The organism is Flavobacterium adiutor, assembly GCF_048282555.1.
In the GTDB taxonomy this organism is placed as follows: Bacteria; Bacteroidota; Bacteroidia; order Flavobacteriales; family Flavobacteriaceae; genus Flavobacterium.
The window spans coordinates 421,651-433,229 of sequence record NZ_CP182487.1; the positions used below are offsets into that span (position 1 = coordinate 421,651).

The window sequence follows — 11,579 nt, forward strand, 5'->3', positions numbered from 1 at the left end:
GTAGGCTTGACTATTGGAGGAAAATATCTGAAACAGCGTAACGAAGTAGCTCTTGTTTGGCCATTTAAAGACTGTGTTTTAGAAGGCGGGCAAAGCCGTGAAGAAGACAAAAGAGAAGAAATATTTTTTAACGAAACTCTGGCGCAGGACGAAATAACCCAGTTGTTAGAACCAAAGGTTTTAACCAATGCCAAACGCTACACCTCAAAAGGAGAAAAACCACTTGAGAAGTTCAACAGAAACGAAAAGGGATTAATTACTGATAATCTCATTATAAAAGGAAATAATCTTTTGGCACTGCATACATTAAAAGAAGAATTCGCAGGAAAAGTGAAATTGATTTATATTGATCCTCCTTATAATACGGGAAGCGACTCTTTTAGATACAATGATTCTTTTAATCAATCCACTTGGTTGTCTTTTATGAAGAATCGAATTGAATCTGCAAAATCTTTGCTTAGTCCATCTGGAACTTTTTTAGTTCAGTGTTCTTTTCATCAATTTGCCTATTTGAAAGTGTTGATGAATGATATTTTTGAAAAGCATTTATGTGATTTTAATATACAAGTTAGGCATCCAGATAGAGCATTAACTGGTGATAAAGAATATAATGATGTTATTGAATATATTCTCATCTATTCAAATGATCCAAACAAAAAGATGCCTTTTAAAGAAGAGCAAAAAACAATAGATGATTATACCACACGAATAATCATAAAAGAAGATTCAAAACCAGAAACGTTACAATGTGACAATAAGTTGGTAGAGATTTATTTACCAGATCAATATACTGTTGAAACAATTCCTGCAAATAAAGAGGGGTTGAAAAAAATTAGTATTCGAGGTTCAATCAGAGAGAAAAATAGCAGTGGAAGATTTTTTGTAAAACATCTTGAAAAACTAAAACGCTATCCGCCCGAAACTTTATTTAAAGTTCCTGATATGGGTGATGACGCTGTAAGTCATAGATTTTTTTATTCAGCTCCATTAGGAAAAAAAAATGGGGGATATTATCAGGGTATGCCAACCAGTGCAGAAGTAACAAAAAAACAATATTCAAATTTTTATAATTTCGAGAGAGAATATAATAATGTTTCAAAACAAGGCGGCATTGAATTTAGAAATGGCAAAAAGCCAGAGGAATTATTAAAATTCCTTATTGAATTATTTACAGAAAAAGAAGATTTAGTACTTGATTATCATTTAGGAAGCGGAACAACTGCTGCTGTTTGTCATAAAATAAATAGGAGGTATATTGGCTTGGAGCAAATTCAAAATCAAATCGATTTATCAATTAATCGTTTAAATAATGTCATAAAAGACGATCAAACAGGCGTGTCAAAATGTGAAGATGTCAATTGGCAAGGAGGCGGAGAATTTGTCTACCTTGAGCTAAAAAAATACAATCAAATTTTTATTGAACAAATCGTGTCTGCAGGAGATACAAAAGCGGTATTAAAAATTTGGGAAGAAATGAAATCAAAATCTTTCCTCAACTATAATGTTGATATTCAAAAACAAGAGCAGCACATTGAAGCGTTTAAAGCATTGACTTTAGAAGAACAAAAACAACATTTGCTTGAGTTGTTAGACAAAAACCAACTGTATGTAAATCTTTCCTCGTTAAATGATAAAGATTTTGCGGTTTCAGCAGAAGAAAAGAAAGTTACACAGGATTTTTACCAACTTAAAAAATAAGCGCAATGAGTTTTTTGTATGACACATTGGTTCAGGAGTTTGGTAAAAGAGAAATTGCCCGTGTTCCTGTTCCTAATTACATGACTGATAATCTAAAACCCGGTTTTGGTCAGCGTCCTTATCAGATTGAAGCGTTTCAACGATACATACTTTGTCACACAGAAGATTTTGACGGCAAGCCTAAAAAACCTTTTCATTTGTTGTATAATATGGCAACAGGAAGTGGAAAAACTCTGGTAATGGCTGGTTTAATGCTTTATCTGTATGAGAAGGGCTATCGCAATTTTTTGTTTTTTGTTAACTCAAATAACATTATCAAAAAAACGAAAGACAATTTTTTGAATCCCAAATCTTCAAAATATTTGTTTAATGACAAAATAGTAATTGACGGAAAAGAAGTTTACATAAAAGAAACAGAAACTTTTGAAAGTGCAGATGACAAAAACATCAACATCAAGTTTACAACCATTCAGCAGCTTCATATTGATTTAAACAATACTAAAGAAAATAGTATCACTTACGAAGATTTTAGCGATAAAAAATTAGTATTAATTGCAGATGAATCACATCATTTAAATTCTGCAACAAAAAATAGTGCAGAATTATTTGGCAGTTGGGAGGGAACCGTAATTGAAATTCTAAAACAGAATTTCGATAATATACTCTTGGAATTTACTGCCACACTTGATTATGATAATGCAGAAATTTTAAGAAAATATCAGGACAAGGTAATTTTCAAATATGATCTTTCTCAATTCAGAATTGATAAGTATTCTAAAGAAATAAACCTTGTCAGGTCTTTGTATGATGAAAAAGAACGCATAATGCAAGCATTGATCCTGAATTTATACAGACAGGAATTGGCAACTGCTCACCATATCAATTTAAAGCCTGTAATTCTGTTCAAAGCTAAAAAGACAATTAAAGAATCTGAACAGAATAAAGTAAACTTTCATGAACTCATTGACGAAATGTCGGCTTTATTAGTTGACCAAATAAGAGATACAGCAACAGTTTCCGTAGTACAAAAAGCGTTTAGTTTTTTTAACTCGAAAAATATTTCATCTGCCGAGATTTCAAGAAGAATCAAATCAAATTTTCGTTTTGAAAATTGTATTAGTGCCAACAATGACCTTGAAGCTGAAAAAAACCAGCTGCTTTTAAATACACTAGAAGATGAAAACAATCCCATTCGTGCTATTTTTGCTGTTCAGAAATTAAATGAAGGATGGGATGTTTTGAATTTGTTTGATATTGTCCGGCTATATGAAACCAGGGACGGAAAAGATGGTAAAGTTGGTGCAACAACACTTTCAGAAGCGCAGCTCATAGGCAGGGGTGCGAGATACTTTCCATTTGCTTTAGAAACGGGGCAGGACAAATTCACGAGAAAATACGATGATGATCTAACCAATGATTTGAAAATATTAGAAGAATTGTATTACCACACTAAAGAAGACAGCCGATATATTTCGGAACTAAAAAAAGCACTTGTGGACTCTGGTGTTTATGAAGATGAAGACAAATTGGTGACAAAGCAGCTTATATTAAAAGAAGATTTCAAAAAAACCCATTTTTATAAAAACGGAATGGTTGTCTACAATAAGAAACAGGAAAAAAGTTATGGTAATATTAAATCATTTTCGGATTTAGGAGTTTCAAGAAAGAATTATAAACATCAGCTTTCATCGGGTTTCGGTAAAATGACAAGTGCTTTTTTTGAAATGGAATTAGAATATGAAGCAGAAACACAATATTCAAAAGATATTCCACTTTCAGCGATCCCTAAGCATGTGATCCGATATGCACTTTCACAAAATCCTTTCTACTATTTCGATAATTTAGAACGGTATTTTCCAAAAGCCGAATCCTTGTCTAATTTTATTGATAGCACTGACTATTTAGGAAGTCTGGAAGTTACTTTTATGGGTACTAAATCCAGGATTTTAGATATAACTAATAACGATTATTTACTTTCAATTCAGGGGCTTTTGCAAACCATTGAATCAGAAATAAAATCAAATCTGACAGAATTTGAAGGGTCATCATTTATTAAAGAATATGTTCACAATGTATTCAAAGACAAGCAGATTAAAGTTTATAAAGATAGTGAAAGGGCAGATGGGCAAGAGCCATTTGTTGTAAATGAGCCTTGGTATGTTTACAACGCAAACTATGGAACAAGCGAAGAAAAATCGTTTGTAAAAATGTTCGCCAAACGTTTTGAAAGTTTAGGGCAAAAGTATAAGGATATTTATTTAATCCGAAATGAGAGGGAAATCAAAATAATTGACAAATTCGGAAGGGCATTTGAGCCTGATTTTATTTTATTCTGTAAACAAAAAAAGGACAAAGAATTAACTTATCAGGTTTTTATTGAGCCTAAAGGAGTTCACTTAGTTGCTCACGACAAATGGAAAGAAGACTTTTTGAAAGAGATTAGAGAAACAGAGCAGACTATTAAAATACATACCGATAATTATGTAATTACAGGCGTTCCGTTTTATAATTATGAAAACGAAAACGAATTTAAAAAGATACTACAGGAAACATTGAATGTTTGGTGATGAAATATAGTTTCTGGGTTCAATACGGTTGAAAAGATAACCTGCTAATACTTGGACAGCAAAACTAAAAAATACTATTAAAAACGCTGAAAAAAAAGAACCCTTGTAAATATGAATTTTACCAGGGTTTATTTCTCATTTGCCGTATCTTCAAAATCCGGCTCGTCTTCATCCGCTTTTTTAAAATCATCATTCAGGAACTTCGTAAATTTCTTTTTCTCTTTTTGATCTTTTCTAATCATAAACAAAATCAGTGCAATTAGCACTACTACAATAGTTCCTATTATTATCCAGTTGATTTTCATAGTCTTAAATTTTTACTAAAGTTATCATTTTAAAACCTGCAGAACATTATCAAAATGTTAAACCTCTGTAATTATACAAATCTGTCAATAGGGTTTTCTATCTAAATATTTATAATTAAATTGCTGATAACAGTTAAACAAACGCTTTTAACCCGAATCGTTTACAAAAAATTAAATTCCATGGATTCTGATAAATTTATTTTCTGTCTGGAAGGCGTACCAGATATAGAAAACGACACTGCTACCGAAGTGGTTAAAAGTCTTGAAAAGCTGGCTTTTAATCAGGGTATTTCTAGCATTCACAAAACCTGCGATACTATTGAAGGACTCGAAGAAAGCCTGAATAATCTGCTTTATGACGATCATAATTTCAAAGATTACGAAATTATCTATCTCGTAATGAAAGGCGAAGCCAACAACATCTGCCTGAATAATTACTATTACAGCTTAGAAGAAATTGCTGAGATCTTTGAAGGTAAAATGAAAGGCAAAATACTGCATTTTGCCAATTCAAAAATATTAGACCTCAACGAAGAGGAAGCGCAGTATTTCCTGGATATTACCGGAGCAAGAGCGATTTCCGGTTATGGTACGTTTTCGAACAATTTTACGAGCACCGTGTCTGTTGACAAAGCTTTTTTTAAATTATGCCAGAAAGAGGATGACCTTATTGAAATTGTAGAAACACTCTACGAAAAGCATTATGAGCTTTGTAAACTTCTCGATTTTAGAATGTATTATTAATGGCTTTTATGAATTATTTGTAAGATTATTTATTGAAAAAAAATCACTTTATCAATTGAGTAATTTATATTTGTGTTAAAATCAACGCAAAATGGAAATACAAATCACTGAAAATGCGGAGAAGTCATATCTTGAAATAATAAGCATGTATTCTGAAAGTAAGGCTTCTTCATTTTCGAAAAAAACCATTTCTGTGCTGGACATCATTAAACAAAATAATCATATAGGGCACAAATACCAGAATACTCGTTACAGAAAATTTTTATTAAGTGAAGAAGTTTATATTTTCTATAAAATTGAATCTGATATAATTTATATTGTATTGTTTTGGGATAACAAAAGAAACCCTTTGAATCTAGACATTATACTTCATTCTTAATTTTTCTTTGAACTCTGTATAATCAATTGTTTTTCCAGCTTTAATATCTTCCTCGCTTTTTTGTAATTGCTGAGCCAATATTTCTTCTGGGTAAAGTAAAGTTGTAATCAATTTTACTTCTTGGGGAGTAAACGTTTTTAGCCTCAATTTTCTATAATAAGTTGCATGTTTTAAACCTAATTTCTGCATAAAAAATTCAGCTTTGTAATATGATTTACTAATTAGTTCAGGTAGGCTATCAATGTAATTCTCGTAATTTTCAACTATTTCTATCATAATATGATATTTTTTGTTTAACATATTAGACAAATATAGTATTAAAATTTAAAACTTCGTTTTAGATACAATTTTAATATCATAAAAAAAGCTCTCAATTAAGAGAGCTTTAATTATAATAAAATCCAAACTTAAGCCTGATCATCAGTTTCAGCATCCGGAGCATTGGTTTTTACAGAGGCAATGCCGTTGTCTCTGGCTGCAACACTTTCATACATTTCGCTTGCACCTATGTTTTGACCGTTAGACGCTTTCAAGTTAAAATACGGCTTACCGCTTGCAGATTCTTTTTTATCAAATCTTGAATCGTCCTGTGAGTTCGTTTTTACAGATTCTATTCCGTTTAAACAAGCTGCTTTTGTCGAATATCCTTCGCTTGTCAAAATCGTCTGGCCGTTGCCGGCTTTCAAATTAAATTGAAATTCTCCGTTGGCTCTTTTGGTGATTACAAATTTTCCCATGCTGTTTTTTTGCTTTTAAGTTATTGGTTAGAAATAATTTTATTCTGCATTATATAAAAGTACAAAACTTAGAAATACGATTTTATGGTTATCCGTAAATTGTAAATTTTACAACTTATTTCAGTAAAAACCCTAACCGAATCGAACCGTAAAAATAGCCCGTATTAGTATTGTGAACAGGATCTTTTAATTCTCTTCCACGATACAAAAATGAATACGATATATTAAAATTATTGTGGCGGTACTTTAAACCTGCTTCAACATTAAAACGCAAAGGTTCTAAATCAAAAGTCACCGGACTTGTATCATTAAACATACTGCCCTGAATCGTGGCATCATAAAATTGATAATTCACACTGGGCATTGCATAAAAGTAAAACTCGCGGATGTTAAATTGCGGTTCAAAACTCACTGAAGCATCATGCAGATTAGAATCGTAAACCGGCAGCAGCTTTTTAAAACCAAACCGGGCTAAAACCCCTGTAGAAACCCCTGTGAAAATAGTTCCCAGATTCACTTCCGACTGAAAATGAAGGTCTGTAAAATCATAATGTTTTCCAGAGAATAATTTCTTTGAATACATCACGTGAGCCTGAACTCCCAGCGCATTATGCAGCTGATTTTCCCAGCCATATACTTTCTTATACCCAATGATATGATGAAAACTTTCCTGCATTTCTTTACCAAAAGCATTCGATCCCATGAAGCCTAACTGGAAGTCGATTTTAAAAACTGATTCACTCTGATAAAAAAAACTGCGTCCAGCCTCCGCAAAAAGATATCCGGTAAAAGGACGGTCGTTTATGGTAACTGCTTCCTCATTAATAAACCTCGGATTATAAATATATTGCCCAATCCTGAATTCGGTAATTTTTTTATTGATCTTTTCATTGTTATTTTTCGACAAAAACCTGTAAAAAAATTCCAGTCCATTGGTGTAGTACATGTCGTTTTTAGAGGAAGTATACAAATCATTATCGGTGATAAAACCTATTTCGGTCTTTTTTCCCTGGGCAAAACCAAAGGCTGTTACCAACAGGAAAAACAGTAAAAAGCTTTTTTTACTTTCCATTATAATTTATTTTACCAACGGCGCGCATTTCACGAACAATTCTTTCTTTTCTTCTATTGATATAACTTGATGATCCTGTTGCCTTAAATTTCCTTGGATTAGGCAAAATTGCCGCAATTCCGGCTGCCTGCATTGGCGTTAAGCTCGAAGCATCACGTCTATACCAGTGTTCTGTTGCAGCATAAGCGCCGTAAACCCCATCTCCCATTTCGATACTGTTCAGGTACACTTCCATAATACGTTCTTTTCCCCAGATAATTTCAATCAGAACGGTAAAATAGGCTTCAAGGCCTTTACGGAAATAACTTTTTCCCTGCCAGAGAAAAACATTCTTGGCTGTTTGCTGAGAAATGGTGCTTCCACCACGAATTCTGCGGCCGCGTTCATTGCTTTTATATGCCTTTTGAAGCGCTTTAAAATCGAATCCGTTATGATATAAAAAAGTTCCGTCTTCACTTGCAATAACTGCTTTTTGAAGATTTTTGGAAATCTTTTCTATAGGTTCCCAGTTATGGTCGAAATACACTTCTTTACCGTCCAGTTTATTTTCAATCGCACGAATCAGCATTAATGGTGTAAACGGCACAGGCACGTATTTAAAAATCACAACCGATGCTATTGAGAGTCCAAAGAACCATAACATCAGTTTAATGAAAAACCATTTGACTTTTTCACCAAAAGAGCGATTTGATTTTTTAGAAGATGATTTGGACTTACCTGCGGCTGTTTTTTTCGGTGTTGGTTTTTTGACTGCCATTAAATTAAATCTGCTAATTCTGTTCCTATTACACTCCCTATTGCTACTCCCATTCCGCCCAAACGCAATCCAAAAAACACGTTTTCAGACAGTTGCGATACAATAGGTTTTTTACTGTTTCCGATTCCCATAATACCGCTCCATCGATGGGCAATATGAAAATCCTGATTTGGTAAAATTACATTTTTCAGTAAATCTTCCAATCTATTTTGCACAATTTTGGTCTGGCCAAATTTGGTTGTCGTTTCAGTTTCGAAATCTAAGTTTCTTCCTCCTCCAATCAGAATCCTGTCGCCGATATTTCTGAAATAATAAAAGCCCCTGTCTAAATGAAAAGTACCTTTAATATCTAAATTTGGAATTGGTTCTGTAATTAAAACTTGTGCTCTTGCAGGCCTTACAGCTCCATTTGTCAAAGATTCTGCAAAACCATTAGTAGCGAAAAGTAATTTTTTAGATTTAAAACTAAAATCATTCAGCAACACTTCGACATGGTTCCCCGCATCAGTAAAAGAAGTTACAGTTTGCTGATTCAGGATCAAAACATTGGCAGCGACTGCCTGTTTTAGCAATTCCTGCATCATATTTCCAGTATCAATCTGTGCTTCAAAAGGATTAAAAAGCAAATATTCTTGGATATTTTCAAATCCGAAACGATCAATTTCTTTTGTAAAAACATCTGCTTTAAAAAGGGGTTTTAAAACTTCATTTATAAAAGGAATTTTAGAAATACATTCGTTAAACCCAAATTCATCCTCTTTTAAGAATAATTCATAACCCCCATGAGGTCTAAAATCTATGGTATTGTCTCCAAGTCGCTTTCTAAGCAGTTGCAAACCCTGCCAACGTTTTTCTATCAATTCGACTACATCTTCTTCCGTATGTATTTTTAAGTCTTCCATAATTTCAGAAAGACTTCCAAAACAGGCAAAACCGGCATTTTTAGTACTTGCCCCCTGAGGCAGCATTCCTTTTTCTAATACAAGTATTTTAGCTTCCGGAAATCTTTCGCGTAAGCGCAATGCTGCATGAAGTCCTACAATCCCACTCCCCACTATGGTATAGTCTACATTTGTAAACCAGTTTTTTAGTTCCCAGTAACTTAATTCCATCTCAGACTTTTTTATAAAAATAATAATTTTTTTAAACCATATAAGTAATATAAGTTCATTTAAATTCTTTGTCTGACTGAGCGAAGTCGAAGCCTGTTCGTTTACAAACCTTCAATTTCGTTCAGGTTGATCCTATAGTAAAATTTGTAAATTTAAACGTCTAAACTTTAACAATTATTAGAATTTGAAATTTAACTAATTGGAGTGTAAATGTTGTATTTTTAGCACTGCAAAAATTAGATTTTTATTATGAAAAAAGTATTATTTATAACCTTAATAGTGATGAGTTTAAACGCTATCGGACAAAATGTAATGTCACAGGAACTGCTGTGGAAATTAGGAAGAGTAACGCCTCTTGGACTTTCGAAAGACGGTAAAAATGTTGTTTTCAAAGTTTCAACTCCTTCTGTAGAGGAAAACAAGTCTCATTCTAAATTTTACATTCTGCCAGTAAACGGAGGAAATGCAACTGAGATTAAAGACACTAAAGAGGTGCTGGCAGACAAAAATATTTCGCCTGACGGAAAATATGTAGTGTATAATGAAGAAGTAAAACTCGAAAAAGTTTTAGGAAAAGATTTCTATCCAAATCTTGATAAATCGGATGTTCAAATTTATAACGGTCTGGATTATCGCCACTGGGATACTTGGAATGAAGGGAAATTTAATCATGTTTTTTATAAAGAAAACAAAGATGGTGCAAAAGGAATTGACATTTTGAAGGATGAAAATTTTGACAGTCCTCAAAAGCCTTTTGGTGGTGATGAAGATTACATCTGGTCTCCGGACAGCAAAAGCATTTTGTATGTATGCAAGAAAAAAGCAGGAACTGAATATGCTATTTCTACCAATACGAATATTTACGAGTACAATTTAGAAACTCAAAAAACAGTAAACAGAACCGAAGACAATTTGGGTTACGATACGGCTCCGCAATTCTCTCCAACAGGAAATTTATCCTGGCTACAAATGAAACGTGACGGTTATGAATCTGATAAAAATGATATTATTGTTGAGTTTAAGGGAATCAAACAAAACTTAACCGCGAACTGGGACGGAACTGTAGATAGTTTTATATGGAGCAAGGATGGCAAAAATGTATTTTTTGTTGCACCGGTCGACGGCACAAAACAGCTTTTCACAGTAAACTTTCCTGGAGTGACACGAATTGCAATTACAGTTCGTCAATTGACAAATGGTGATTTTGATGTAAATGACTTAGTTGGTTTTTCCGGAGATGACATCATTGTTACAAGAACAGATATGAATCATGCTGGCGAGATCTACTCTTTCAATTTGAAGAAAAACATCTGGAAACAATTATCAAATATCAATACTGAAACATATAAAAAATTAACCTTAAGCAAAACCGAAAAACGTTATGTGACGACAACTGACGGCAAAAAAATGCTGGTTTGGGTAATTTTGCCTCCAAATTTTGACGCTTCAAAAAAATATCCAACTTTGTTGTTCTGTCAGGGAGGGCCTCAAAGTCCGTTGACACAATCCTATTCTTTCCGTTGGAATTTCTCTTTAATGGCTGCGAAAGGTTATGTGGTTGTAGCGCCAAACCGTCGTGGAATGCCAGGGCATGGTGTAGAGTGGAACGAACAGATCAGTAAAGACTGGGGAGGTCAGGTTATGGATGACTATCTCTCTGCGATTGATGATGTTGCCAAAGAAAACTACGTCGATAAAAGCCGCTTAGGATGTGTAGGGGCAAGTTATGGAGGATATTCTGTATTTTATTTGGCCGGAATTCATAAAAACCGTTTTAAAACTTTTATCGCTCACGATGGCGTTTTCAATACACAAAGTATGTTTGGAACCACCGAAGAAGTTTTCTTTAATAACTGGGATTTTGGTGGAGCGTACTGGGAAAAAGACAATGCAGTTGCACAAAAAGCTTACACAGCTTTTAATCCGGCAACTTTAGTTGGAAACTGGAACAGACCTATTTTAATTATTCAGGGTGGAAAAGATTTCCGTGTGCCAATCGGGCAAAGTCAGGAAGCGTTTCAGGCAGCACAGCTAAGAGGGATTAAAAGCCGTTTTCTTTATTTCCCTGATGAAAATCACTGGGTTCTAAAACCTCAGAATGCACAGGTTTGGCAAAATGAATTTTTTAAATGGCTAAACGAAACCCTTTAATATATAAGCAAAATATTTCCAGCCACAGATTTCCAGTCTGTGGCTTTTTTATAGAAA

At 33.6% G+C, this 11,579-nt stretch carries 11 protein-coding genes; 5 read left to right on the forward strand and 6 right to left on the reverse strand.

The annotated features are described in order from the left end of the window. The first annotated feature begins 6 nt into the window (after window positions 1-6). Window positions 7-1,698, forward strand: a complete 1,692-nt coding sequence (locus ACNC7R_RS01750; RefSeq protein ID WP_417943120.1) for a DNA methyltransferase — start codon at window positions 7-9, stop codon at window positions 1,696-1,698. 5 nt (window positions 1,699-1,703) lie between these two features. After that, window positions 1,704-4,265 (forward strand): DEAD/DEAH box helicase family protein, encoded by a 2,562-nt coding sequence (locus ACNC7R_RS01755; protein ID WP_417939278.1) that lies wholly within the window; start codon window positions 1,704-1,706, stop codon window positions 4,263-4,265. 128 nt (window positions 4,266-4,393) lie between these two features. Here ACNC7R_RS01755 and ACNC7R_RS01760 read toward each other — a convergent pair whose 3' ends face one another. Next, on the reverse strand, window positions 4,394-4,570 hold the full coding sequence (locus ACNC7R_RS01760; RefSeq protein ID WP_417939279.1) for a FeoB-associated Cys-rich membrane protein: 177 nt from the start codon (window positions 4,568-4,570) through the stop codon (window positions 4,394-4,396). A 180-nt stretch (window positions 4,571-4,750) separates the two neighbouring features. Between ACNC7R_RS01760 and ACNC7R_RS01765 the strand changes: the two genes are divergently transcribed. Beyond that, complete coding sequence (locus ACNC7R_RS01765; RefSeq protein ID WP_417939280.1) at window positions 4,751-5,314, forward strand: DUF6642 family protein; 564 nt, start codon at window positions 4,751-4,753, stop codon at window positions 5,312-5,314. 91 nt (window positions 5,315-5,405) lie between these two features. Continuing rightward, window positions 5,406-5,693 carry a hypothetical protein gene (locus ACNC7R_RS01770; RefSeq protein ID WP_417939281.1) on the forward strand — a complete coding sequence of 96 codons (288 nt, stop codon included), beginning with the start codon at window positions 5,406-5,408 and terminating at the stop codon, window positions 5,691-5,693. On the opposite strand, the gene ACNC7R_RS01775 is transcribed toward ACNC7R_RS01770, so the two are convergent. From ACNC7R_RS01775 to ACNC7R_RS01795, 5 genes are all read right to left on the reverse strand, one after another. Then, window positions 5,670-5,969, reverse strand: coding sequence for a hypothetical protein (locus tag ACNC7R_RS01775; RefSeq protein ID WP_417939282.1), 300 nt, complete (start codon window positions 5,967-5,969; stop codon window positions 5,670-5,672). The genes ACNC7R_RS01770 and ACNC7R_RS01775 overlap by 24 nt on opposite strands. 131 nt (window positions 5,970-6,100) lie before the next feature. Continuing rightward, window positions 6,101-6,430: a YegP family protein gene (locus ACNC7R_RS01780; protein ID WP_417939283.1), complete on the reverse strand. Its 330-nt coding sequence runs from the start codon at window positions 6,428-6,430 to the stop codon at window positions 6,101-6,103. A gap of 115 nt (window positions 6,431-6,545) precedes the next feature. After that, window positions 6,546-7,502, reverse strand: coding sequence for a lipid A deacylase LpxR family protein (locus ACNC7R_RS01785; protein ID WP_417939284.1), 957 nt, complete (start codon window positions 7,500-7,502; stop codon window positions 6,546-6,548). Then, the gene (gene mtgA / locus ACNC7R_RS01790) at window positions 7,492-8,259 is read right to left on the reverse strand and encodes a monofunctional biosynthetic peptidoglycan transglycosylase (RefSeq protein WP_417939285.1); all 768 of its coding nucleotides are present in this window, start codon (window positions 8,257-8,259) and stop codon (window positions 7,492-7,494) included. The genes ACNC7R_RS01785 and mtgA overlap by 11 nt, the downstream gene beginning before the upstream one ends. After that, window positions 8,259-9,371 carry an NAD(P)/FAD-dependent oxidoreductase gene (locus ACNC7R_RS01795; protein ID WP_417939286.1) on the reverse strand — a complete coding sequence of 371 codons (1,113 nt, stop codon included), beginning with the start codon at window positions 9,369-9,371 and terminating at the stop codon, window positions 8,259-8,261. The genes mtgA and ACNC7R_RS01795 overlap by 1 nt, the downstream gene beginning before the upstream one ends. A gap of 249 nt (window positions 9,372-9,620) precedes the next feature. Between ACNC7R_RS01795 and ACNC7R_RS01800 the strand changes: the two genes are divergently transcribed. Continuing rightward, window positions 9,621-11,522 (forward strand): alpha/beta fold hydrolase, encoded by a 1,902-nt coding sequence (locus ACNC7R_RS01800; protein WP_417939287.1) that lies wholly within the window; start codon window positions 9,621-9,623, stop codon window positions 11,520-11,522. Window positions 11,523-11,579: the final 57 nt, after the last annotated feature.

Excerpts from the sequence above, each read along its gene's own strand:
- ACNC7R_RS01760 (WP_417939279.1), bottom strand. The coding sequence starts at position 4,570 with ATGAAAATCAACTGGATAATAATAGGAACTATTGTAGTAGTGCTAATT.
- ACNC7R_RS01780 (WP_417939283.1), bottom strand. The coding sequence starts at position 6,430 with ATGGGAAAATTTGTAATCACCAAAAGAGCCAACGGAGAATTTCAATTT.
- ACNC7R_RS01765 (WP_417939280.1), top strand. The coding sequence starts at position 4,751 with ATGGATTCTGATAAATTTATTTTCTGTCTGGAAGGCGTACCAGATATA.
- ACNC7R_RS01785 (WP_417939284.1), bottom strand. The coding sequence starts at position 7,502 with ATGGAAAGTAAAAAAAGCTTTTTACTGTTTTTCCTGTTGGTAACAGCC.
- ACNC7R_RS01775 (WP_417939282.1), bottom strand. The coding sequence starts at position 5,969 with ATGATAGAAATAGTTGAAAATTACGAGAATTACATTGATAGCCTACCT.
- ACNC7R_RS01770 (WP_417939281.1), top strand. The coding sequence starts at position 5,406 with ATGGAAATACAAATCACTGAAAATGCGGAGAAGTCATATCTTGAAATA.
- ACNC7R_RS01800 (WP_417939287.1), top strand. The coding sequence starts at position 9,621 with ATGAAAAAAGTATTATTTATAACCTTAATAGTGATGAGTTTAAACGCT.
- mtgA (WP_417939285.1), bottom strand. The coding sequence starts at position 8,259 with ATGGCAGTCAAAAAACCAACACCGAAAAAAACAGCCGCAGGTAAGTCC.
- ACNC7R_RS01795 (WP_417939286.1), bottom strand. The coding sequence starts at position 9,371 with ATGGAATTAAGTTACTGGGAACTAAAAAACTGGTTTACAAATGTAGAC.
- ACNC7R_RS01755 (WP_417939278.1), top strand. The coding sequence starts at position 1,704 with ATGAGTTTTTTGTATGACACATTGGTTCAGGAGTTTGGTAAAAGAGAA.